This window comes from Winogradskyella sp. A3E31 (assembly GCF_046720935.1).
Taxonomy (GTDB): domain Bacteria; phylum Bacteroidota; class Bacteroidia; order Flavobacteriales; family Flavobacteriaceae; genus Winogradskyella.
Map to the genome: position 1 here is coordinate 431,139 of NZ_JBHNWH010000001.1, position 24,590 is coordinate 455,728.

Annotated in this window: 17 protein-coding genes; 7 read left to right on the forward strand and 10 right to left on the reverse strand. The window is 35.9% G+C overall.

Features of this window, described 5'->3' with window-relative positions; all coding sequences use genetic code 11:
- Position 1: 1 nt before the first annotated feature.
- From ACFEMA_RS02040 to ACFEMA_RS02050, 3 genes are all read left to right on the forward strand, one after another.
- A complete protein-coding gene (locus ACFEMA_RS02040) occupies positions 2–748 on the forward strand; it encodes a succinate dehydrogenase/fumarate reductase iron-sulfur subunit (protein WP_411766297.1) in 747 nt (248 codons plus the stop codon).
- Between the two features lie 94 nt (positions 749–842).
- Positions 843–1,775: a M28 family peptidase gene (locus ACFEMA_RS02045; protein ID WP_411766298.1), complete on the forward strand. Its 933-nt coding sequence runs from the start codon at positions 843–845 to the stop codon at positions 1,773–1,775.
- 3 nt (positions 1,776–1,778) lie between these two features.
- Entirely contained in the window at positions 1,779–3,548 is a 1,770-nt protein-coding gene (locus tag ACFEMA_RS02050) for a MutS-related protein (RefSeq protein WP_411766299.1), read from the forward strand.
- A 131-nt stretch (positions 3,549–3,679) separates the two neighbouring features.
- Here ACFEMA_RS02050 and rpmA read toward each other — a convergent pair whose 3' ends face one another.
- The gene (gene rpmA / locus ACFEMA_RS02055; protein ID WP_411766300.1) at positions 3,680–3,940 is read right to left on the reverse strand and encodes a 50S ribosomal protein L27; all 261 of its coding nucleotides are present in this window, start codon (positions 3,938–3,940) and stop codon (positions 3,680–3,682) included.
- A gap of 26 nt (positions 3,941–3,966) precedes the next feature.
- Entirely contained in the window at positions 3,967–4,530 is a 564-nt protein-coding gene (rplU, locus tag ACFEMA_RS02060) for a 50S ribosomal protein L21 (RefSeq protein WP_411766301.1), read from the reverse strand.
- 305 nt (positions 4,531–4,835) lie between these two features.
- Between rplU and ACFEMA_RS02065 the strand changes: the two genes are divergently transcribed.
- Together ACFEMA_RS02065 and ACFEMA_RS02070 are read left to right on the forward strand one after the other, a co-directional pair.
- Positions 4,836–6,152: a M16 family metallopeptidase gene (locus tag ACFEMA_RS02065; protein WP_411766302.1), complete on the forward strand. Its 1,317-nt coding sequence runs from the start codon at positions 4,836–4,838 to the stop codon at positions 6,150–6,152.
- A gap of 1 nt (position 6,153) precedes the next feature.
- Positions 6,154–8,241, forward strand: a complete 2,088-nt coding sequence (locus tag ACFEMA_RS02070) for a M16 family metallopeptidase (RefSeq protein WP_411766303.1) — start codon at positions 6,154–6,156, stop codon at positions 8,239–8,241.
- Between the two features lie 20 nt (positions 8,242–8,261).
- Here ACFEMA_RS02070 and ACFEMA_RS02075 read toward each other — a convergent pair whose 3' ends face one another.
- A complete protein-coding gene (locus tag ACFEMA_RS02075) occupies positions 8,262–9,167 on the reverse strand; it encodes a DMT family transporter (RefSeq protein ID WP_411766304.1) in 906 nt (301 codons plus the stop codon).
- A gap of 95 nt (positions 9,168–9,262) precedes the next feature.
- Here ACFEMA_RS02075 and ACFEMA_RS02080 point away from each other — a divergent pair, with 95 nt between their 5' ends.
- Positions 9,263–9,772, forward strand: coding sequence for a cation transporter (locus tag ACFEMA_RS02080; protein ID WP_411766305.1), 510 nt, complete (start codon positions 9,263–9,265; stop codon positions 9,770–9,772).
- 48 nt (positions 9,773–9,820) lie between these two features.
- On the opposite strand, the gene ACFEMA_RS02085 is transcribed toward ACFEMA_RS02080, so the two are convergent.
- The 3 genes from ACFEMA_RS02085 to ACFEMA_RS02095 form a co-directional block, all read right to left on the reverse strand.
- Positions 9,821–10,189 carry a hypothetical protein gene (locus tag ACFEMA_RS02085; RefSeq protein WP_411766306.1) on the reverse strand — a complete coding sequence of 123 codons (369 nt, stop codon included), beginning with the start codon at positions 10,187–10,189 and terminating at the stop codon, positions 9,821–9,823.
- Positions 10,190–10,256: 67 nt separating this feature from the next.
- Positions 10,257–11,672 carry a DUF5689 domain-containing protein gene (locus ACFEMA_RS02090; protein WP_411766307.1) on the reverse strand — a complete coding sequence of 472 codons (1,416 nt, stop codon included), beginning with the start codon at positions 11,670–11,672 and terminating at the stop codon, positions 10,257–10,259.
- 30 nt (positions 11,673–11,702) lie between these two features.
- Complete coding sequence (locus ACFEMA_RS02095) at positions 11,703–14,588, reverse strand: carboxypeptidase regulatory-like domain-containing protein (RefSeq protein ID WP_411766308.1); 2,886 nt, start codon at positions 14,586–14,588, stop codon at positions 11,703–11,705.
- A 135-nt stretch (positions 14,589–14,723) separates the two neighbouring features.
- On the opposite strand from ACFEMA_RS02095, the gene ACFEMA_RS02100 reads away from it, so the two are divergent.
- Positions 14,724–15,782 carry an endonuclease/exonuclease/phosphatase family protein gene (locus ACFEMA_RS02100; protein WP_411766309.1) on the forward strand — a complete coding sequence of 353 codons (1,059 nt, stop codon included), beginning with the start codon at positions 14,724–14,726 and terminating at the stop codon, positions 15,780–15,782.
- Between the two features lie 54 nt (positions 15,783–15,836).
- Here ACFEMA_RS02100 and ACFEMA_RS02105 read toward each other — a convergent pair whose 3' ends face one another.
- From ACFEMA_RS02105 to ACFEMA_RS02120, 4 genes are read right to left on the reverse strand one after another with little or no spacing between them, the layout of a single operon-like run.
- A complete protein-coding gene (locus ACFEMA_RS02105; protein WP_411766310.1) occupies positions 15,837–16,277 on the reverse strand; it encodes a hypothetical protein in 441 nt (146 codons plus the stop codon).
- A gap of 50 nt (positions 16,278–16,327) precedes the next feature.
- Positions 16,328–18,676 (reverse strand): penicillin-binding protein 1C, encoded by a 2,349-nt coding sequence (pbpC, locus tag ACFEMA_RS02110; protein WP_411766311.1) that lies wholly within the window; start codon positions 18,674–18,676, stop codon positions 16,328–16,330.
- Between the two features lie 3 nt (positions 18,677–18,679).
- Positions 18,680–18,988: an antibiotic biosynthesis monooxygenase family protein gene (locus ACFEMA_RS02115; RefSeq protein ID WP_411766312.1), complete on the reverse strand. Its 309-nt coding sequence runs from the start codon at positions 18,986–18,988 to the stop codon at positions 18,680–18,682.
- Between the two features lies 1 nt (position 18,989).
- Positions 18,990–24,548 (reverse strand): alpha-2-macroglobulin family protein, encoded by a 5,559-nt coding sequence (locus ACFEMA_RS02120; protein WP_411766313.1) that lies wholly within the window; start codon positions 24,546–24,548, stop codon positions 18,990–18,992.
- Positions 24,549–24,590 lie beyond the last annotated feature (42 nt).

Here is a 24,590-nt window from a genome sequence, read left to right on the forward strand (position 1 = left end):
TATGAATTTAACGTTAAAAATATGGCGCCAACAGAACGCTGATGACAAAGGGAAAATGGTTGATTATAAAATCAGCGAGATATCTCCAGACATGTCTTTTCTTGAGATGTTAGATGTGTTAAATGAAGAATTGATTTCTAAAGGAGAATCTCCAGTTGCTTTTGATCATGATTGTAGAGAAGGAATTTGTGGTTCTTGTTCTTTATTTATCAATGGACGTGCACACGGACCGGATCGATATATTACAACCTGTCAATTACACATGAGATCTTTTAACGATGGTGATACCATATATATTGAGCCATTTAGAGCAACATCGTTTCCGGTAATAAAGGATTTAATTGTCGATAGAAGTTCCTTTGATCGCGTGCAACATGCAGGAGGATTTATTTCTGTAAACACATCTGGGAATACTATAGATGCTAATGCTATCCCAGTAAATAAACACGATGCAGATGATGCCTTTAGCGCAGCAACGTGCATTGGGTGTGGAGCCTGCGTAGCAAGTTGTAAAAACTCATCGGCGATGTTGTTTGTAGGTGCCAAAGTGTCTCAGTTTGCCTTATTACCTCAAGGTCAGGTAGAAGCTACTGACCGTGTTATGAACATGGTAAAACAAATGGACGAAGAAGGGTTTGGTAACTGTACCAATACTGGTGCTTGCGAAGTGGAATGTCCAAAGGGAATTTCTCTTGAGAATATTGCAAGAATGAATAGAGAATATATGGCAGCTACTTTAAAGGGCTAAAACAGAAAACTTATAAAACTAACGCATAATATCCTGAGCAAAGCCCTTTTTGCTCGGGATTTTTTTGTTAGATTTAAGGTCTAATTTTATAACTGTGAAAAACCTATTCTTAAGCCTACTTAGTATCGTATTTTGCTTGTCTTGTGTCGGACAAATTTCTGAAAATGCATCGGTAACAAAAGACATTCAAAATTATAGTTTTGATGAAGTTGGCCTTATAAACAATATTAAAACCTTGTCCTCGGACGCCTTTGAAGGACGAAGAACAGGAACCGTTGGTGGAATAAAAGCTAAGGAGTATGTTATAGAACAATTTAAGGCATTAGATGTGATGCCTATTGATGATGATTATATCCAGACATTCAGTTTCAAGACCAAGATAAAAGCTTACGAAGGCACTAATGTTTTAGGGTTGATTAAAGGTCAAAAGGCAACCGACAAGTACATAGTTATTTCTGCACATTATGATCACGAAGGTGTTAAAGACGGTATAATATATAATGGTGCGGATGATGATGCTTCTGGGACAAGTGCTCTATTTGCATTTGCAGAATACTTAAAAGAAAACCCTCCAAACCACAATGTGATTTTAGCTGCTTTCGATGCTGAAGAACTCGGTTTAAAAGGAGCTTATCATTTTGTTGAGAGTAATTTAATTCCAAAAGATAAAATGGTTTTAAATCTTAATATGGACATGATCAGTCGCAGTGAGGACAATCAGCTTTTTGCTGTAGGCCCAAGTCTATATCCTAAAATAAAACCTACAATAGTCAACTTTCAAGATTTTGGAAGAGTTGATCTTTTAATTGGTCACGAAGGTTTAGACAAAGCACAAAACTGGACAAATTCTAGTGACCATGCTGCTTTTCATAAAGCAAATATCCCGTTTATATATTTTGGTGTAGCCGATCATGAGGATTACCATAAACCTACGGACGACTTCGAAAATATAGACCCAGAATTTTATAAAGATGCTGTGCAAACGGTGATCAATGTATTTAAGGAATTAGATGCTCTAGATCTTTAGGATATGGACAACTCTGAGAACTTTTATAAAAAACAGCTTTCAGAGCACACTTCTAAAGTCTCGCAATTAAAGAAGCGTTTATTGGCACTTAGTACCATACGCCTAATCATATTTTCGACAACTATTTTTGGTATATATCTGTCTTATTCATATTGGCAGGTTGCAGTAGTAATAGCAATAATTGGGATAGGCTTATTCCTTTATGTTTTATCTATATATACGGACTGTAAGATTGAAAGAGACCTTAATAAACGCTTGGTTAAAATTAACGAAGAAGAGCTTGAAATCGCTAAAGGGATTTTTAAAGAAAGACCACAAGGATTAGAGTTTCAAAACCCAAACCATTATTACAGTTTAGACATTGACCTTTTTGGAAAGGGATCTTTTTTCCAGTTTATAAATAGAACGACTATTAAAGAGGGAACAGAAAGGTTAGTAGATTACCTTTTGTCAAATAACACAAAAGGCATTAAGGAAAGACAAGAAGCTACCATGGAATTGGCAAGTCACCCCAAATGGTACCAGAAATACGCAGCAATTGCACAAGGAGTTGAGGTAGAGTATTCAGCAAAAGACGTAATTAGTTGGCTCAAAAATCACAAGCCCTTTTTAAATAAGCAATTGTTACTTGTAACGTCTCTATTTAGTGTGGCATCCGTGATAATTGTTGGCCTTGCCGTTACACAACTCATCCCAATAGATTGGTTGGGTTATTGGTTGCTAATAGGTTTAGGAATCACTGGCTTGTACTTAAAAAAAATCAACCTATTAGCTAATAATACATCAAAAGTTAAAGATACCTTTAGGCAATATGCTTTGCTTTTAAAACATATAGAAGATGTTGAATTTTCATCTGAATTATTAAAGCATCAACAGCAAAAAATTAAGTCAAATACCGTAAAAGCATCACAATTATTTTCAAAATTTTCAAAAGCGTTAGATGCATTGGATAATAGAAATAATTTGCTGTCTGCGATTTTAGGAAATGGTTATTTTCTGTGGGATATACGGCAATCGTATTATATTGAAAGATGGATACAGGATAACAATCATAAGGTTGAAGACTGGTTCGAAGTGGTTACTTTTTTCGATGCTTACAATAGCTTAGGTAACTATGCTTTTAATCACGCAGACTATGTGTATCCTGAAATTATCAGTTCTTCAGAAACTATTCAAGCTTCAGGATTAGGACATGCATTACTTGAAAAATCTAAACGGGTAAACAGTGATTTAGAGATTAATACCAAAGAATTTTTTATCACCACAGGGGCAAACATGGCAGGTAAGAGTACGTTTTTACGAACAGTTGGCCTTCATATTGTTATGGCCAATGTGGGGCTACCAGTCTGTGCAGCATCTAGTAGATATAAGCCCATTAAGCTAGTGACAAGTATGCGAACTACGGATTCATTAGATGATGATAGTTCTTATTTCTTTTCAGAATTGACACGACTTAAGTTTATTGTGGATCAACTCGAAAACGATACTTACTTTATTATTTTGGATGAAATTTTAAAAGGCACCAATAGCACAGATAAGGCCATTGGCTCAAAAAAGTTCGTTGAGAAGTTGGTTAATCTTAATGCTACGGGAATTATTGCTACACACGACTTAAGCCTTACTGAGATAGAAAGCGAATTAGAACCAGTTAAAAATTATTATTTCGATGCTCAAATAATAGATGACGAACTTCATTTCGACTACAAACTTAAAAAGGGAGTCTGCCAAAACATGAATGCCAGTTTTTTATTGAAGAAGATGGATATTGTCTAAATACTCATGTCTGTCATTTTGAACAAAGTGAAGAATCTTCACTTTCAAATTAGCCAATACCAATAAAGGGTTAAAAACAAAAAGCCCTCTCTAAAAGAAAGGGCTTCAATGTATTGAAAAAGAATGTTTAATTAAGCTTCAAACGGCTCAATAGAAACATAAGACCTATTGTCTTTTTTCTTTGTAAACTTTACAAGACCATCAACCTGTGCGTGTAATGTATGGTCTTTACCTTGGTAAACATTTTCACCTGGGTGATGCGTGTTACCACGTTGTCTTACGATAATATTTCCTGCGATAGCAGCTTGTCCACCAAAAATCTTAACACCTAAGCGTTTCGATTCTGATTCTCTACCGTTTTTCGAACTTCCGACTCCTTTTTTATGTGCCATTGTATTTCGATTTTAGTGTTATATAATTAACTTAAAGCAGCGATTAATTCAGCTTTCTTCATTGAAGAATATCCTGTAATACCTTTTGCTTTAGCCATCTCTTTTAATTCAGCAACAGTATTTTTGCTTAAATCTTGAGTTTTAGTTTCTTCTTTTTTAGGTGCTGCCTTTTTGGTTTCTGCCTTAGGAGCAGCTTTTGCTTTGGTTGCTGAGCTTGTTGAAGTGTCAGCTTTCTTTGCTGGCTTCTCTGCCTTAGCTTTAGCTGCAGGTTTAGCACCAGAAGCTGTAATGCCTTCAATTATAATTTCAGACAATGCTTGACGGTGACCGTTCTTAACACGGTAACCTTTACGTCTTTTCTTTTTAAAGACGATTACTTTATCACCTTTAAGGTGCTTTAAGACTTTAGCACTAACTTGTGCTCCGTCTATAGCTGGGGCGCCTACAGTTACATTGTCACCATCACCAATTAAAAGAACGTTATCGAAATCCACTTTCTTACCTTCTTCTGTTGCTAAACGGTTAACAAAAACTTTTTGGTCTTTTTCAACTTTAAATTGATGCCCTGCTATCTCTACAATTGCGTACATAGCGTAACGTTTTTATTAATTTGTTTTTATTAATGAACTCACCTTTAATTAAGGCGGGTGCAAATATACTCCTAAATTATTAATCTACAAATACTTTGTGGGCTTTGAATGGCAATTCAATAGTTTTAGGAAATTTATGAAAATAAAACGCTATTAATGGCCTTTAATTGAGTGACTTAGTCAAGATTTAATACTGCGCTAACACAATATGCCTAAATAGTTGATTATATTTGAAGACTTGGGTGTAACAAAATCTAAAACACCTAGACTAACACATTGAAATTTTATTAACAAAACTTTTAAAAATGAAAAATTGCTTTTTAAGCTTTGCGCTTTTAGTGCTTGTTAGCGTCAATGCTACTGCACAAAAAGTTGAATTTGAAGAATTCGATTTAGAAAATGGTTTACATGTTATTTTACATCAAGATAATACAGCTCCAGTGGTAGCGACAACGGTGATGTATAATGTAGGCGGAAAAGACCGAGAAAAAAACCGTACTGGTTTTGCTCATTTTTTTGAGCACCTTTTGTTCGAAGGTTCAGAAAATATAGGGCGAGGGGAATTTATGAAAATTATCCCTGCAAATGGGGGGACGTTTAACGCCTCTACATCTCAAGATCGCACAGATTATTACGCGGTCTTTCCATCCAATAAACTGGAACTGTCATTATGGTTAGAGTCTGAGCGCATGTTACATCCTGTGATTGACCAAGTTGGAGTAGACACTCAAAATGAAGTCGTAAAAGAAGAAAAACGACTACGTTATGATGCACCTTATGGAAAGTTGTTAGAAACCATCGGAAGTAATTTATTTGAAGTTCATCCCTACAAAGATCCTAATATTGGTTATGCTGAAGATCTAGATGCAGCTACTTTAGATCAATTTAATGCTTATTTCAATAAATACTACGGCCCTAATAACGCTGTGCTTGTTGTTGCTGGTGATATTGATATCGAAGAGACAAAGCAATTGGTCAAAGACTATTTTAGTGCAGTTAAATCTAGACCTGAAGTGGTTAGAAATTTTCCGAAAGAAACTCCGATAACAGAAACAAAAAAAGTAACGGCTTATGATGTTAATATTCAAATACCGGCAATATTAGCTGCATATCGTTTACCGGGTCAAGCCACTCGGGAAGCTTATGTGTTAAATATGATTTCTACCTATTTAAGTGGAGGTAAAAGTTCAGTACTTTATAAAAAAATGGTTGATGAACAGAAGCAAGCATTACAAGTACAAGCATTTAATTTACCACAAGTAGACTATAATATTTTTGCACTTTTTGCCTTACCACAAGGAGATACTGCTTTAGATACGCTTTTAGAAGAGATGGACGAAGAAATAACAAAGATGCAAACTGAATTAATTTCAGAACGCGATTATCAAAAACTTCAAAATCAATTCGAGAGTCGTTTTGTGAGCTCAAATTCTAGTGTTGCTGGTATTGCAAGTTCTTTAGCTACCTATTATCTTTTATATGAAGATGTAAATCTAATAAACACACAATTAGATTTATACCGTTCTATTACTAGGGAAGAAATAAGAGATGTGGCTAAAAAGTATTTGAGCCCAAATCAGCGTGTAGAAATTGAATATTTACCTAAAAAAGATGACCAATAAGATGAAGACATTTATGACCAAAATATCAGGATTTTTAATTATTGCTCTATTATCTTTTGGGGCAAATGCACAGATAGACCGATCCAAAATGCCGGAGGGTGGACCGTCTCCAAAAATATCCATCGATGATCCAAAGGAGTGGGAGTTAGACAATGGTATTAAAGTGCTTTTTGTTGAAAACAACAAACTACCTAGAGTTTCTTATTCTTTAAGTATAGATAATAAGCCATTAGTTGAAGGCGATAAAGCTGGTGTGGCAAGTATTCTATCTTCTATGTTAGGAAACGGTACAACAAACATTTCTAAAGACGATTTTAATGAAGAAGTTGATTTTTTAGGGGCTAATGTTAATTTTGGTTCCAGTGGAGCTTTTGCAAGCACGTTGACCAAATATGCAGATCGTATTGTAGAATTAATGGCAGATGCAGCAATTAATCCTTTATTAACAGAAGAAGAGTTTAAAAAAGAAAGAGATAAGTTGTTAGATAACCTCAGGCAGGGTGAAAAAAGTGTAGATGCTGCAGCGAGCAGAGTTGGTTCAGCATTAGCTTACGGAACAGACCATGCTTATGGTGAGTTTACTACTGAAGAAACGGTAAAAAATGTAACGTTTCAAGATGTAAAGGATTTATACAAAAAACGCTTTAGTCCTAACAACGCCTATATTGTTATTGTTGGTGATATTGATGAGAAAACAGCTAAAAAACAGATTAAAACACATTTTGGGAAATGGGAAAAGTCAAATTTAACGGATTTACCTGATCCAAAGTTAACCCCAAATGTTGCTAGTACTGAGATTGATTTTGTGAATATGCCAAATGCTACACAATCAAGTATCTCTGTAACAAATAATGTAGACCTAAAACAAAACGATGATGATTATTTTTCTGCTATAATAGCTAATACTATTTTAGGTGGCGGTACAGATAGTTATATATTCAAAAATATCAGAGAAGATAAAGGTTACACCTACAGTGCAGGTTCTAGCTTGGGCTCAAACCGCTATGGTGTTTCACGTTTTGTGGCAAGTGCAAAAGTAAGAAATGAAGTTACGGATAGCGCCGTAGTTGAGTTTATAAAAGAAATTAAGCGCATTAGAACTGAGCCTGTGGATCCTCAAACATTATCTAATGCAAAGGAAAAGTATGTCGGTAATTTTGTTATGGCATTAGAACGTCCACAAACAATTGCCAATTATGCATTAAATATTAAGCGTAATAATCTTCCAGATGATTTTTATGAAAATTATTTAGAAAATATTAATGATGTTTCAGTAGAAGATGTTCAGCGCGTAGCCAATAAGTATTTTGACATTGATAATGCTAGAATTGTAGTTGTTGGCAAAGGAAGTGATGTTTTAACTGGGTTGGAAACGTTGGGAATGCCAATTAAATACTACACCAAATATGCCGAAGCAACAGAGAAGCCAGTATTTTCAAAACCATTACCAGAAGGGTTAACTGCTGTTGATGTTTTAAATAGTTATGTCAAGGCCATTGGAGGCGAAGCAAAACTAAAAACAGTAAACACCACATTGATGAATGCGGATGTTACTATTCAGGGAGCACCTTTTAAGCCGAAGGCTGTTATGAAAGCTATGGCTCCTAATAAGTCTTCTATGGAAATGTCGATTGAAGGTATGGGAACCATCGTAAAACGTAAGTTTGATGGTTCAACGGGTTACCAAGAGCAACAAGGGCAGCGCATTCCTATGACAGATGACCAATTAAGCAAAAGTCAATCTCAAAAAGGGCTTTATCCAGAATTATATATGGACACTTCTAATATCAGTTTAGAGAGCCTTACAGATATTGATGGGACAGATGTCTATAAAATTAAGGTAACTAAAGATGAAAACGAAAGCTTTAGGTACTATGATGCTGAAACAGGTTATTTACTGAGAACAGAAGAAACTGTTGAAGCAGGAGGACAATCTGTAACAAGCATTACTGATTATTCAAACTATCAAGATGTTAATGGTGTAATGATGCCTTTTAGTATGACAATTACTGCTGGCCCACAAGTTTTAAGTTTTGAAACGACTGAAGCTAAAATTAACGAAGGAGTCACTGAAGAAGATTTTAACTAAAATTAGTTAAGAACAAAAATCTAAACCGAAGTCATAGGCTTCGGTTTTTTGTTTTTAAATGGGTTTGCTAAATACACACCGACTAAAATAATTACTGCACCAACTCCTTGCAGTAAACCAAAGGACTCTCCGTCAATTAATCCCCAAATTAAAGCAACTATTGGCATAATATAGGTTACTGAAGAAGCAAATACCGGTGTTGAAATCTGTACTAAGGTATTGTAAACTACTTTTGCCATTGCTGTCCCAAAAATGGATAATATCAATGTGAAAAGAATAGCTGATTTAAAATATGGACTTTCAAATGTAGCTTCGGCAAAAAAATCAGTAACGTATAGAATGATTAATGCGGGTATAACTATAAACGTATAATTCCCCGCAGCAATGGCTAGAGGTTTAACGTCGTTTAAATGGCGCTTAATAATATTGACATTTCCGGCATACATCAACGTAGCAACGACTACAAAACCAGCATACATATAATTCTGGTCAGGATTGATTTCCGCTCCTCTAAAAATTAAAATAGCACAACCAATAAACCCGAAGACAATTCCTAAAAATTGTCTTTTCGTCGTGCCAATTTTAAAAACGGCAGCACCAACAAGTGCCGTATTTAAAGGTACTAAGGAGTTGATTATAGAAGTAATGGCACTGTCAATTTCAGTTTGTGCAATGGCGAATAAAAAAGCAGGAAAAAACGAGCCCAATAAAGCTGAAATAAAAATCCATTGCCAATGAGATTTTTTAAGAGGCCTTAGTGTTTTGTACCCAAAGGCTAACAGAATGATACCAGCAAACACAGTTCTAAGGGCGCCCAATTGAAAAGCGGTAAGACCTAGCAAAGATTTTTTTATGAGTATAAATGAGCTGCCCCAGATGATAGACAGTAAAATAAGGTAAAACCACTTTAGGTTAAGATTTTTCATACAACAGACTTGCAAACAAATCACAAAATTCGTTAATTATCTTTCAATAATCACGTTAATTATTAGATTTGTCAGGCTAATTATATAATAGATTTATGAAGACATTAAAGAATATTACAATCATTGCGCTTTTAATTATGGCATTTTCATGTAAGAATGAAACTCAACCTGAAGTTAAGACCTTAGCGATTGAGACTTCTGAAAATGATATAGTCGAAACTGTAGATGTTAATGCTAACTATGCGAAAGTAAAATTTAACATAGATGGTATGACATGTGCTATGGGATGTGCAAAGACCATAGAAAAGAAAATGGCAAAAATGGAAGGTGTTAAATCTGCTAAGGTAGATTTTGAGAATGAATTGGCTATGGTAGAATACGATTCTGACAAGGTAACGCCAAAGTCTCTAGAAGATGTGGTAACCAAAGTTGGTGGAGGTGATGTTTATATGGTAAAGAATATGGCTAAGGTCGATAGCTTTGAAGAAAAAGCGCCATGTCCAGAAGATTGTAAAAAAGAATGTTGTGCTGATAAAACTGCGGAACAAAAAATGGCCTGCGCTAAGGATTGCAACAAAGCCTGTTGTAAAAAAGAAAAAGCTTAGATTAGTTTACATAAAGACTTTTAAAATGCCACCCAATGGGTGGCATTTTTAATATATGGATTTTACAAATACAAATGTTAAAATAAGGCATACAATAGGCACCAAAATCAGTTTCCACAAAGGCTCATCTTTTCTTTTTTTGCTGGCGTTTAAAACATTCCTTTTTTTGCCAGTAAACTTCAGCCAATTTTTAAACCAAATACCTATTGCTAAAATTATAAGAAGGACTATGGCTTTTGTTTGAGACATTAAATCTATCTTCATTTGGTTGGCAAAAGCGGCAAAGAAACTAACCAATAAGAGCACTAATGAGAGTTCTAAGAACGTAATATATACTTGAGCCAAAAGAACAGCTTTCTTTTTAAAGCCCTTTTTAAAACGGTTAAAAAATGAAATATAAAAGGTGTCTATAAACATAGCTTGAAAGTTATATAAAAAAACCACATCGATAAGATGTGGTTTTTTATGCTTTATACTGCAGGAATTAATTTCCTGTTATTTCAATATTATCAACATGATAACGTGTTGTTGCTGTTGGGTCAGAACCTTCATAGAAGAATGCGAAATGAACCGTACCATCTAAACACGAAATGTTAATCGGACCAACTGGGGCAAATGAACCAAATCCGCCTGATGGACCAGAAGGAATAGACGCATCCAATAGACTCCAAGTCGCTGTTGTTGGGTCGCCTGTAAAGTCTGAAGACACTAACACGCTTAAGATATTACCGTTGTCAAAATTGGTTTGCACATCAAAAGAGAGTTCTTCTCCTGTTGTAGTGTCCATATTTACTGGTGGCGTAATAAGATATACATCAATTTCATCTTCGCCACTACTAAAGCCAGATATTTGAGCGTAACTGCTACCACTAAAGCTACCAATAACCCATTCTGTGCTTCCGCCACTTACATTAACGTTTGTCCAACCTTCGGCTGCATAACCAGCAAATCCTTCAAAATTTTCCTCATAGAAAGCAGCTCCTCCACCAGAAGCACCTGTACATTCTACAAAATCTGGATCACAACGTTCTTCGCTATCAAAATTAATATCTGCAGGTGAATTTACCACAACATTAAAGGTGTCACCGAAGAAATTTCGTGTTAAGATCGCATTCATGCTACCACGACCAGAAGGTAAAAGAAGTCCTTTAAAATCTGCAAAAGTACTGGTGCTAAAAATTCGTGTAGCTCCAGAAGTACAGCTTTCTAAAACACGCTCACCATCAAATTGATCTTCTTGCTCTGAAGCAAACGTTTTGGATTCAGACACAACTTCGTTTCTATTAAATTGTACATCCTGTAACTGAATGTATAAGTTGGTCTTGTCTTCAGAAAAGTCTGTCATACTCAATGGAAGTGGTACTAATGTTGCAACTTCTGCAGAGCGCTGAATGACATTGGTTTCAGATGCAGAAGGAATTTTATCGACTTCGTTACCATTTCTAGCACCTAAAGTCAATACACCATTTGTAATCCCAACGGCCAGTCCATTTAGCTTAACGTAAATTTTACGACCAACTTCGTAACGTACAAACAATGGATTAACGTCTACTAATAATTTTATACCGATTGTAGGGTTTTCTGGACTGTCTTGAAGAATAATCTCCTCAAAGAAGTTGCCAGCTTCATCACTAGAAACAACGTAACCAGTTACGTACTGAGGGTTCTCATTAAATACATATTCTACTATGGCATCCTCATCAGAATAATCTAATTCTGAGTTCCCTTGTTCTTGAGCTAAATCTCCAGCTAAAGAACTAATAGGTACTTCGGGACCATCTAACGTAGGCTCTTCAACCGTGATATCTGGTACACTGAACTCATCGTCTTGCACACAAGCTGTAAATACCACTAGACTGATTAGAAGTAGTATTATTTTATTAATGTTTAAAGTTTTCATTTTATATATTTTATGTTGTTGTGTCTTATTTTAAAATCTTACGTAAACGTTTAGGTAATAGGTAGTACCGTTACCATAAAAATAACGGTTACCAAATACCGGACCGTTAGGATTGGTTTGCTCTTCAATCTGACTGCGATAGTCTACACGCCGAGACTGCTCAAAACCACCAGTTCTATATTTAGTATTGAATACATTATTGATAGTTGCAAAGAAGCCGACAAAATAATCATCGATTCTCCAAGATTTTCCACCGATAACATTAACTAACATATAGTCATCAAATTGTTCTTGTTGTAAAAGTTGTCTGGCGACTTCCTCATCATAATCGTTAAATGGACTCCCAGAAATATTACCTCCCTGAGAAAAAAGACTCTCATCTATTAAATCCGTATCTATTGCAAATGCATCAGAGCGCTTTAAAGCACTAGCATCGACATAGGCATTAGAAAAGAAATTACTTGTAACTCCTATATTCCAAAAATCAGGATCTCTGTACTCAAACCCAACTTGGTAGGCACGCTCTGGTCCACCAGAAACATGTAAATCTTCAAGCTTTGTTGTTCCGTCACCATAAGTCAAAGGCTGTGCTAAGTCTGCACTAGTGTAATAGACATTTGGGTTATTAGTAAAAGTATATTGCCCAATTGAAGCGGCACCTTTTAATTTAATAGTTGGTGTCACTTGAGCTTCAATTCCTAGTTCACCCCCAATGTGTCGTCTTTCTATATTAGTTTGAATTTCCTGAACAAAAAATCCTGATGAACTTTCCGTAAAGAAGAATCCGATATCCGAGCCATCAGAAAAGCCAGAATAAAAACCAGTTAATCTAGCCTTAACAATTGGCGACCTAAATATATAACTCGCATCTACAGATTGAATTTTTTCACTCTTAAGACCAATTACAGTTTCATTACTCTGTCTAGCATTACCGAATGAGTTTCTTATACTTGGGGCTTTAGTAAAGTAGCTAGCATTAACATCAAATAAATGTCGTCCGGTTAGTTTATAAGTTGCACCGGCTTTAACACCATAGTTTGAAAAATCTAATTTTTCACTTTTCCCAAAAGATCCTTTGTCACCTGTTCCTGGGAAATAACCATTTTCATAAAGGCCATTTCTTTGGTAACTGGTTTGTGAGACATTAGCTCCAACATAGAAATCTACTTTGCTATATTTAAACTGCGCTTGTGCAAAGGCACTAAAAACATCCGCATCAATTTCGTAGTTATATTTATAACGATCGCCTTCGGTAGCGATACGGTTAGGTGTTCTTATATTACTTTGGGCTAAATCTTCTAACTGACCCGCTCCGACTTGTCCATCTTCTAGCTCAGCAAAAGCATCAATATCTAAGTAACCAGAACCTCCCAATAAATCTTCTATACGGGCATAGTTTTCGCTATTTAACGTTCTATAATTTATAGAAGCATTTAAGCGAATGTTCTCAGCTAAATCGGCATCTAGTATCGAATTGATTGTTAATTGCTGGTCGTCAATAACGTCAGACTGTAAAGCATAAATAGAGTTCCCTCCTTGAGCAGCCAAGGTTGCATTAGCTTCGTATAAACGATTCCAATCCAATTGCCCATCATTAACAAACTGTTCTCGTGCTAAATAGGCTTGTTGATAATCAAAAGCACTCGGGTTAGCATCTTGTAGAAAGAAGCTAGGTAGGTTTTGATAGTATTCTGGTGTTGGGTTTCTCGCACCACCGATATATACGTTTTCACCATTACTTACAACAAGTCGTGTTCCGTTATTATCGATTCTAGAGTTAGCAATTTCACCAAATTGATAGGCAACATTGGTGTTTAATCTTATTTTTTTAGAAATGTCCCAATAATGGTTCAGCATTAAAATAGGTTCATTAATTTCTCGCATTCTTGAGTTCCGGATTTCTCCGTCTTGCTCACCCCAAAAAGGATTGTACTCCGCTCCTTTTAGATTGAAGACCTCTTCCGTTATCGCCGTTGAACGGCCACGTCTGTTCTTAGCGTAAATACCTGTAAAATTAATACTGTGCTTGTCGTTTATTTTCTTTTCAACTGCACCGAAGAATGAATTGGCATCATATATAGTTCCGTCTCTAAATCCTTCATCACCGTAACGACGAGATGCTAAAACAGAATAAGACCAGCCTCCTTCTAACAAACCAGAACTGTAACTTGCCATTACTCTGCCAGTATAACTTCTATTGGCAGAAGCATAAGACACACGCCCTCCTTTTCTATAACTAGAAGCACGCATAATAATATTGTTTGTACCTGCTAAGTCACCGAAGGTATAATCATTGGCGGTAATTCCCATTGAAAACACTTGGTTACGCTGTACGTCATTTAAGCCTCCCCAATTTCCCCATTGTGGTCTTCCATTGAATTGCTTATTCATTTCAACACCGTTAATAAGTACTTTTCCATTGGCATTATCTAAACCACGAGGTCTAAAAAACGTTGCACTAAAATCAAACGCAGCCGCATTTAAAAACACATCCCTCGATGATTGAAGTAGACCAGAAATGTTATCTGTTAACCCATCATCCTCACTATTAAGGTTGTCATCAGAGATAGAAATAATAAAGAGGTCATCCTTGTCGCTTGGGTCATAACTCATGGTCATGTCGCTAATATCGACAGTTTCACCTTCGTTAACAACAATTGGATAACGCTTAGTAACGTATCCTGCTTTTTCGATTTTAAGTACCTGTTCACCTAAGGGGATGTTGATTGTGAACTGAAATTCACCAACACCATTGGTTTTTGTACTTAGGGTTGTGCCTTCTAATGTGACTATTACGTCTGGTATAGGTTCACCCGTTGTTCCGTCTAAAACACTTCCCTTAATAAGAGTTTGCTGAGCAAAACTTACTAAGATAAAAGCCATTGAAAACAGAACGAGTAAAAAACTTTTTTTCATGCCTATTTGTAAAATTGAGTTTAAAATTTCCTTAAATCTGAAAGAATTAAGGCGCACAAAGTTACATTATTTATCATAATATCATACTTTTGGCAGGCAATTTGATATTTCATAACAAAACCTTAATACATAGTAATGAAAACGATAAGATCGATAGTAATTATATTTACTTTATTCTTTGTTTTTAGTGCAACTGCACAAGAAAAAAAACGCTTCAAAATCCATACGGTTGCTTTTTATAATTTAGAGAATCTATTCGACACCGTTGATGATACTACAAAGTTTGATGAAGCTAGTCCCATAATGGAAATGAATGCGGATAGAGAAGCGGTATATGCCAAAAAAGTAAAAAATATGGCAAGGGTTATCGCCGATATAGGGACTGATATAGCAAGAAATTCACCAGCCGTACTTGGAGTATGTGAAATTGAAAACCGTAAAGTTTTAGAAGATTTAGTTAATGACCCTTTATTAGTAGGAAAGGATTATGGGATTATTCAATTTGAAGGTCCAGACCGACGAAGCATTGACGTAGCACTACTATATCAAAAAGCGTTATTTCAACCGATAAGCTCAAGTTCTCACGAACTAAAAATATTTGATGACTTTTCAAGAAAACGAGTTTATACAAGAGATCAATTATTAGTATCAGGAAAATTAGATGGAGAACTAATTCATATTATAGTAAACCACTGGCCATCTCGAAGTGGAGGAGAAGCCCGAAGCAGACCTAAAAGAGTAGGTGCTGCAAAACTGACAAAAAAACTAATGGATTCCTTACAAGCTATTGATCCGTATGCTAAGATTTTTACAATGGGTGATTTAAATGACGACCCGACAAATGACAGCGTAAAGAAAGTTTTGAATGCCAAAAAAGAAAAAGAAGATGTCGAGCTTAAAGGGATCTATAACCCTTTTGAAAAAATGTTTGTTGAGAAAGGATATGGCACAACGGCATATAGAGATGCCTGGAGTTTGTTTGATCAGATTATGGTAACAAAGCCTTTAATTGAAGATGACTATTCGTCTTTCAGAATGTGGAAAGCAGGTATTTTTAACAAGCAATATTTAGTAAATAAAAGAGGTCGCTATAAAGGCTATCCGTTTAGAAGTTTTGCAGATGGCGGGTTTACAGATGGCTTTAGTGATCACTTCCCAGTATATGTATATCTCATTAAAGAAGTCACAGATTAAAAACTAACTATAATAAAAAATAAAGGCAAAACTGAGAAGTTTTGCCTTTGTTTTTTAGCTAAACCATTGTTGCCAAGGAATCATATATAAAACCAGAACCAGAGCAATGGTGTAGAAAATGGCTAACATTTTAAACTTTGGTTTTGATGTCAGTTTCTTTTTGTGCTTAGAGTAACCTATAGTTATTAAAGCGACTGCAATTATCATGGTTAAAGGATGTTCAACGATGAGTTTTCGGAGTGTGTCATTTTTCATAACCTCTCCCATGCCTCCAACTTCTGAAATCGTCGAGAAATAATCTTTTGTAAAATACAAGATGATCCCAATGAGTAATTGAATGTGCATGGTAATCAATGCAAAAAGAGAGATTCTAAAATCTTTGGCGTCAAATTCTTTATCCGCAAAGAATTTATAAAGCGCATTAAGTGTTGCCAAGACTAAAATGATTAAAACCAAGTATGCCCAGCCAGAATGTATAAATTGAAGTGTGTCCATTTAAAAATGTTGTTAGTTAAGCAAAAATAGGGAATAAAACGTGGGAAAATTTATTCCGCAATCGTTATTCGAGTTGAAATTTCATTCCCCATATCATCAACAACAGTAATTTGGTGGGTGCCAATAGAAGGTTTTATGGCCAAATTATGAATGTCCTTTGTAGTGCCAACATAGTCGTCATCAACATACCAAAATAAGTTGGTGTTGTATTTAGAATGTGCCACTTTTAGTACAACATCATTGGTCTTTCCGTTAAAGTCTTTAGGTAAGAATAGTTTACTGTTTTGGGTAGGGTACAAAAACTCCATTGGTGAAGATTCAAGGTCAACACAGCTTTGTTTTAATGGTGGTAAATCTTTATAAAATGGATGTTTTGAAGCATAGTAATGCGCTTGTATGGGCGGAAGCACAAACCAAGACTTTTGCTTAATATTTATAATATCTTCACAAGAGCCATTAACTCTATGTTGCTCTGAAGTGTCTAAATTTACAAGTTGATGATAAGGGCAGGCTTTTGTTTTAAGCCCACTATTTTGAATCCATGAATGTTTCGTTTCATCACATGCATGGGATGCTCTAAAACCGCTACGACTACATAGTGTAACTTGTTGCATTTCATCATAAGGCATAGAGAACCATTCGCTGTTTGGTAAGACATCAAAAACATTAAATAAGATAGGTGCAGCTGTCTCTACACCAACCAACCCTGGTCTTCCTTCACCATCTGCATTACCTACCCAAACACCAACGACATAATCTTTGGTGGTTCCAATGGCCCAAGCATCCCGAAACCCAAAGCTGGTACCTGTTTTCCATGCAATGGATTTGCTTTCATCGTAAAATTCCCAATTAACCTCAGAATCCGGACGATTGACTTGTTTTAAGCTTTCGTACGTAAGATAAATAGACCCAGCATCGAAAATGGTTTTTTCTGATTTAAGTTGACCAAAATCAACCGAGTTTTCGGCTAATAGATTAGGCTCAATAAATTCATCCGTATAATACTGGCTAGAATGTTCTGAAAAATGATTTATAGTAGAGGACAATGCTGCGTAGCTTTTACACAAATCCCAAAGATTACTTTCAGCACCACCTAAGATGAGAGATAAGCCATAATGATCTGCATTTTTATCCAAGTCTTTTAAGTGAAGTTGACTTAAATAGCTATAGAAATGTTCTAATCCAAAGTCTTTTAATAGCCGAACGGCAGGGACATTTAAAGAGCGGGATAAAGCTGTACTTGCAGGTACTGCACCATCGTATGTCTGATTGTAATTTTCTGGCTGATAGCTCCCGTATTGCGTTGGGACATCGGCAACCAAAGTATTGGGTAATAACTCACCCGCGTCCATCATCGCTGCATATAGAAATGGTTTAAGAATACTTCCTGTACTTCGTGGTTTATCTATTATATCTACGGCACTTTGATGTGTTTTTTCAGTGGGGGAATTACCGATATAACTTAGAACATTTCTTGTTTTTACACCCATTACCAGTACCGCCATATTGTGGATTTCATTTTGCTTTAAATGTTTATGATGTTCGTTTACAATGGCATTTACTTGCTCTTGTAAATAAGGATCAATAGTGGTTTTGATACGTTTACCTTTATGGGATTTCGCTATTTTTTGAACTAAATGTGGTGCTAATTGAGGTAAAGAATACGGTTTTTGAGGAAGATCTTCTGAGATAGAAAGTTGGTAAGTAAGCGTGTCGATAATACTATTTTTATGAAGCTTCAACAACAAGCGATTACGTTTTTTGAGGAGCTTCTCTTGATTTTTACCAGGATAAATAAGGCTTGGAGCATTAGGTAAAACGGCAAGCGTAGCACTTTCTGACCATGATAAATCGTGCGCATCTCTATTAAAATAGCGCCATGCGGCTGCATCTAATCCTACAACGTTTCCACCAAATGGAGCATTGCTCGTGTAGAGTTTTAAAATATCATCTTTATTGTGTCGAAACTCTAATCGGGTTGCAAGTATGAGTTCTTTAAATTTTTCTAAATAGGTACGTTTTGTTCCTTTTCTGGATAAACGAATCACTTGTTGCGTGATGGTGCTTCCGCCTCGTTTTACTGTTCCTGAAGACAAGTTTTGGTTGAGTGCTTTAAAAATAGAAACGGGGTTGAATCCAGGGTGCTTATAAAAATACTCATCTTCAAATTGAAGGACACAGGTTTTAAATTTTTCTGGTAAACTATCGTTTTGAGGAAACCTCCACTGGCCATCATCAGCAATTAATGCACCTATTAATGTATTGCTTTTGCTCGTTACAATTGTAGCCGTAGGGTCAGAAAATAAAGGTTTGGGTAAGCAGAAATAATAGGCTATCAAAAGTGCTAAAACTATTATAGTTTTGATTTTATGTTGCCTTATGTAATTGATAAACGTCATATATTAATTTTCAAACCCATATTCACGTTCAACCTTACAGATTTTTACATTATACCAATTGTACCATTGCTCTCTTCCTTTTTGCTGTGCCATTAGGTGTTCAGAATTGGCTTTCCATTGCTTTATTGCCTCTAAATTTTTCCAGTAGCTTACAGTAATGCCAACCTCATCTCGAGCAGTATTCATACCCAGATATCCATGTTGCTGCGTTGCTAATTCTTCCATTTTTTTAGACATTTCTGAATAGCCTTCAATAGCTTCAGATTGCTTAGAAATAAAAATTACGGCGTAATATGGCGGTTTTGTGTTCATTCTATTTTTCTATTGTAATCCATTTTCCTTTGGTACGGACTAAATAGTCATTATCGTACATAGCTTCGACTTGTGTTCCTGGCAAATAATAGGTGCCTAAGTATGATGCATTTAATAAAACCGTAAATGTTTTACTGCTTTGATTGGCTTTGTTCCTTTCCAAATCGAAATAAAAATTAACTCTGTCATCCCTAATATCTGTATATCTGGCACTACTCACAGTTGTGTCTCCAAAATCATTAAATCGTGTATTAACAATTGTCCATCCTGAAGGAAAAATTTGAGATAACGCAACATTCTTAATTGCATTATTTTTAAGATTGCTCACGGTCACGGTTGCAACAAAATCTTGCCCTTGCAACAATTTTGAAACATCTATCACTTTACCATTTAGATTCTTAAAAACCATATTGATTTTAAGGCCTCGTTGCTCAGAAGTTTCCTGACCTAATGGTAATTTTCCCGAGTACAACACTCTTGCATATACCAGATTCTCATTATTGTTCTTAATAGTGATTTTATTTTGACCTCCATTAATATTCAATCCGCGTTGTGCCATAGCTGTTTTGGAATCTACAGTAAAGCTTCTTCCATTAACTTCATAGGTAACATTAATTGCTTTGCCACCATTATATTTTACCATTTTCGCCATGGCCAATAGTGCATAGGCTGTAGTTTGGGTGCTCATCCACGTATCACTTGATAAGGATTTTGCCAAAGAAACAGCCAATTCTCTTGACTTAGGATTCTTGGTTAAAACCATAGTTTCTAAAGCCATTGCTTTGTTTCTATCTATAGAACCATAAGTATGGTAATTATAAGTTGATAATTTAAAATCGATATTAGCTGTTTGGGATATAGCATCACTTGCTTCCTTTTGACCTGCTAATGCATAAGCTGCCGCCAAACGCCATTTGGCATCATTTGAAAGTTGTTTAAAGGTGCGGAGTCGATTCATAGATGCTAAGTCTGCCTCACCCACTAATGCCAAAGTGTATAGTCGGTAAGCCTGTGAAAGGTCGTCATTATACGAGCGGTATTTTGGTCGCCATTGACGGGCTTCCATTTTTTGGTAGCGCAACCAATTACTTTTAAAGCTAAGTGGTAAAATATATCCTTTTTGCTCGGCTTCAATCATAAAATGGCCAGCATAAGAGGTGCCCCAATCATCAGCGGTAGATTCGCCTATCCAATAACTTAAACCACCATCAGGTCGTTGAAAATTCCCCAATCTTTTTATCGCTGCCTTAATATTCTTTTGAATTTCAGCTTTACGTTGCCCAGTTAAATCAAAAATATCTGAAAGGAATAATTGTGGAAATACACCAGAAGTGGTTTGCTCCACACAGCCATGAGGATACCTAATGAGGTACGCCAAACGTTTTGAAAAATCCATCGGAGGTAAGGTTGAGAATTCTATCTGAGCAGAATTAGAATCATTCTCACCAAAGGTGTTGAAATCAATGTTTAAAGTTGAATTGGCTTCGAGTGTTTTGTCTATTAATTTTGAAGTAATTGGATTGGGGTTTTCCACATCAATTTCAACTTTGTAATTGCTTTTTTCACCATTTCCTGTGGCAATGACTTCAATAGTTTCAATCCCTTTAGCTTGGCTGACATCTAATTGAAAATAGGCCATTTTCTCGTCTGGTCTATCAAAAGATAAGCTCTGTTTTTGTTGCCCAATAACTTTGATGCCATCACTTATTTTAAGATTGATATCAACATGTTTCACGTTGTTTTCCATGGCGAATACGGTTACAGGTAATGTCAACTTTTCACCGGGGCTAAGGCTTCGTGGCACAGTTGCTAAAACCATTAATGGTTTTTTAACAGGCACTGCTTTTTCTGTAATACCGTAGGCTTCCGCAGCATTATTACCTGCGACAACCATAGCACGGACAGAACCGATATAATTTGGCATAACCAGTTCGTGCTTTTGGGTTTCACTGGCACTTAAAACGAATGGGCCAAGATAGGTTACCACGGGTTTAAAGCGATTTGCTTTTTTGTTTTTACCAGTTGTAGCACTACCATCGCCACCAATGGCAAATACTTGGTCTATACTTCCTGAATAAGCCCCAATAACATCATCAAAAACATCCCAGGTTTTAACACCTAATGCTTCCTTGGCATAAAAACTATCCCAGGCATTTGGTGTTCTAAATCGTGTTAAATCTAACAAGCCTTCCTCCACAACTGCTAACGTATAGGTCATTGGTTTATCATTGGCTTCTGATACTTTAATGCTGTAGGTTTCTTTTGGTCTTATGCTACTTGGCATACTAATTTTAGGTTGTAGTATGGATTTTGGATTTTCCACCTCAATAGGAATAACCCCATAAAGCCTGATTGGTAAATCGTTTGCAGTAACAGAATGTGGTTGCAGCAAGGATATGTTTATAAATACATTAGGTGCCATCTCTTCAGTGATATCAATGTCAACTGAGGTTTCGCCTTTTTCGGTTTTAATCCATTGATGCGATAATACTTCGGACCCATTTTCTATACTGACCAATGCTCTGCCTTCATTACCAGAAGGAAAGGTGATTTTTGCTGTTTCTCCAACATTGTATTTGGGTTTGTCTGAAGAGAACACCAACATTTTAGCCGCTTCTTTATCACCATTATTAGAACTACCCCACCAATTTTTATAGAAATAAGCCGTTCGACCTGTGGAATGACCACTTTCTGGGTTGGTAATTCTTATAAGGTAGCGACCGCGCTCTTCGTCTGGAATGTTAAGTTTAAAATTGGCTTTTCCATTACTATCTGTGTTTAAGGTAAATTGTTGCATAGGTCTGTGATAGTCAGAAGAAATGTAACTTGCTAAATCATCATAGGATGAATTCCACCACCACCGCCATTCTATTTTATAGACTTTAACTTCAACATTTTTCTGCATTACGGGCTGTCCTTCAGGTGTTACGGTTGCAATTTCAAAACGATGATCCTCATCTGTAAAATAAGAACCATATTTATTCGCCTCAGGGGATTTTAAACCTACAAAAGTGTCGTAAGGGGCAAATGGCAAAGAAAAGGCATCCATAGAAAAGTCACCACCAGTTTCAAAAGCCCTTACCAAAAATTGAGCATTAAGCATGCCTGGCGCTTTATTATTGACTGATAAGGCTTTTTTAAGTTTAGCTTTTCCGTTGACATCGAGTTTACCATCAAATAAGACACTTTCTTCCGATGAAAATTTTTGCGTAGGATCTGTAAAAGTAAAGGCTTCGTAATTTTTTATAGCTTGGTTAGATGCTGTAAATTTCGCTTTTATTTCTGCTCTGATATTTTTTGCTGGAGCTCCGTGTAACCAGGCTACATTAAGTTCACCAGTCATCGGTTTTGCCGCAGAAAGGATATCGGCTTCTAAATCAATATTAATCTTTAGGCGATTAGGTTTAATAGTTTCAATTTTTAAAGCTTTGGTGAATTTTGCGCCACCGACTGAAAAGGTTGCTGTGTAATTTCCTGTTTTGTAATTTGAGGTAGTGGGTACTTTAAAATCGTAAAAATGATTAACGTTATCAATACTCACTTTACGATACACTAACTTACCTACAGGATCGGTAATTTCTAATTTTACGGGGTGTTTTGGAGGAAGCTTATTAGCGTTATCATTTAAAACAAAAGTTAAAAACAGACTGTCGCCAGGACGCCAAACACCACGCTCACCATAAATGTATCCCTTAAGACCACGCTGTAACTTTTGACCAGACACATTGAACTTACTCAAGGAAAGAGCATTGCCGTCCATCAATTTTACATAGGTTACATTTTTGCCTTGTGAGACTATTGCAAATGCAGCTCGCTGTTCCGTAGAAATTTTAGCAATTCCGGAAGAGTTGGTAGAGGCATTTTTTAATTTTTGTTGTTGGTAGTTGTAGAGCGTAATGATAGCACCAGATTTAGGTTGCGTCGTTAAAATATCGGTAACGGCAAAAAAATAATCACGATCTGCTCCTTGCTTGGCAATAACACCTAAATTTGAAGCGATTAGATTTTGAGAAACAACTCTATTTACATTAAAATATGAAGGTGTACACGGATTATTAAGTTCTCTGTAATTATAACCTCTATCCCTGTAATTATAGTTGATATTGTCCCAGTAAGCTTCTTCAAGTAACTCTTCATCAACCTCTTCTTGTAAAGATGTATAGTAGTTAAAATCATCTTCAGAAAATTCTTCTTGATTATTTGAGACTGAATTTCCGTTACACTCATATAAAGAGTAGGCTTTTTTAAAACTTAGTTCTACACGATAAATGGCACCTGCCTCAGCTTGCATATATTTTGAAAGATCAATACTGTACGCTCGCCAATCTCCAGTATTTTCGGAAGGGCTTTCCATGAGTGTAATCGTCTGTTTGGCAATACGACGACCAACATTTCTAATGGTGTATGCATTGTTGTCGTTGAGGTCTTGTGTTTGTAAAAACTGAAGTACATTGTCTTCAAAAATTTTGATGATGCGTACATCTACTTTTTGAAGGTTAACCGCTTCAAAATTAAAAGTGAGATTTTTGGAATTTGGAAGAATTGTCCCATTGCTGATAAGCCTAACTTCTGGTTTTAGAGCTTCGAACGAAATCGTTTCAGAATAAGGGTTCTTTAAATTATACCCATCCGTGCTTATAATACCATTAAAGATTTCAGTTAAAACATCACCAACTATTTTTTCATTCGGATAGACTTTAAGCACATTTCCATCTACCACATATTTTAGATTGGACACATTTTCGATAGTGACAAGGCCATCAAAATTTTGTTGTTTTTTTAAAGGATCAGAAAAGTTAATGGAGAGATATTGTTCAGGTGCTTGTTCTACATCAACAGCGACAATTGTAAAATTGTCTTTGCCTGGTATATTAATGAGGTTTGAACCTTTGTTTGTTGCGTTAACAGCTTTTCCATCCCATGATATATCTAGTTGACTATCACCTTCAAAACGTTGAATACTATCTATCTTAAATTCAAAATATTTTGAAGTTTCAGATTTTGTATTCCAAATTATGTTTAGGTCTTTTCCTTTTTGTTCTGCCTGCACCAATTTTTTTGCATCTTCAATATTTAAAACATCAGCTAATCGTAGAATTCCATTCATATACTGCCATGACTTTGAGTAAGATTGAAGGGCATTTGTGGTGATATTAAAACTTGGTGTAATGGTTTTAAATTGAAATGTATATTCATCAAAATCCTTTGGTATATTTTTGATGACCTCATCAAGATGTATGGTAACCGCATATTCTGTATCTGGCTTTAACCGTGTTTTGGGAATAAATTCAATAGTGCTCGGATTTCTAACGATTAAACGACCATTAACGTTTGGTTCGATTTTAATAATGTCAGCATCCAATTCTTCATCAATGACCCAGCTATCAACTGGTTCTGCTAAGGAAATTCTAACAGGGCTTGCTACTGAAACTACACCTGAAGTTGTATAACTGATATAGTCCCTAAACTTAAAAATGTTATCGGTTTCAATGGATTTCTTTTTGCAGCTGGAGGTAAGTGCCAAAATGAGAAGAAGGCATGCGAAGTTTTTAATTGTCATGATGAGAATGAATTAATGATTAAAATATGGCGAAAAAGCGGT

Coding starts and splice junctions, on each gene's coding strand:
- ACFEMA_RS02040 (WP_411766297.1), top strand. CDS start 2: ATGAATTTAACGTTAAAAATATGGCGCCAACAGAACGCTGATGACAAA.
- ACFEMA_RS02050 (WP_411766299.1), top strand. CDS start 1,779: ATGGACAACTCTGAGAACTTTTATAAAAAACAGCTTTCAGAGCACACT.
- rpmA (WP_411766300.1), bottom strand. CDS start 3,940: ATGGCACATAAAAAAGGAGTCGGAAGTTCGAAAAACGGTAGAGAATCA.
- rplU (WP_411766301.1), bottom strand. CDS start 4,530: ATGTACGCAATTGTAGAGATAGCAGGGCATCAATTTAAAGTTGAAAAA.
- ACFEMA_RS02065 (WP_411766302.1), top strand. CDS start 4,836: ATGAAAAATTGCTTTTTAAGCTTTGCGCTTTTAGTGCTTGTTAGCGTC.
- ACFEMA_RS02070 (WP_411766303.1), top strand. CDS start 6,154: ATGAAGACATTTATGACCAAAATATCAGGATTTTTAATTATTGCTCTA.
- ACFEMA_RS02075 (WP_411766304.1), bottom strand. CDS start 9,167: ATGAAAAATCTTAACCTAAAGTGGTTTTACCTTATTTTACTGTCTATC.
- ACFEMA_RS02080 (WP_411766305.1), top strand. CDS start 9,263: ATGAAGACATTAAAGAATATTACAATCATTGCGCTTTTAATTATGGCA.
- ACFEMA_RS02085 (WP_411766306.1), bottom strand. CDS start 10,189: ATGTTTATAGACACCTTTTATATTTCATTTTTTAACCGTTTTAAAAAG.
- ACFEMA_RS02090 (WP_411766307.1), bottom strand. CDS start 11,672: ATGAAAACTTTAAACATTAATAAAATAATACTACTTCTAATCAGTCTA.
- ACFEMA_RS02095 (WP_411766308.1), bottom strand. CDS start 14,588: ATGAAAAAAAGTTTTTTACTCGTTCTGTTTTCAATGGCTTTTATCTTA.
- ACFEMA_RS02100 (WP_411766309.1), top strand. CDS start 14,724: ATGAAAACGATAAGATCGATAGTAATTATATTTACTTTATTCTTTGTT.
- ACFEMA_RS02105 (WP_411766310.1), bottom strand. CDS start 16,277: ATGGACACACTTCAATTTATACATTCTGGCTGGGCATACTTGGTTTTA.
- pbpC (WP_411766311.1), bottom strand. CDS start 18,676: ATGACGTTTATCAATTACATAAGGCAACATAAAATCAAAACTATAATA.
- ACFEMA_RS02115 (WP_411766312.1), bottom strand. CDS start 18,988: ATGAACACAAAACCGCCATATTACGCCGTAATTTTTATTTCTAAGCAA.
- ACFEMA_RS02120 (WP_411766313.1), bottom strand. CDS start 24,548: ATGACAATTAAAAACTTCGCATGCCTTCTTCTCATTTTGGCACTTACC.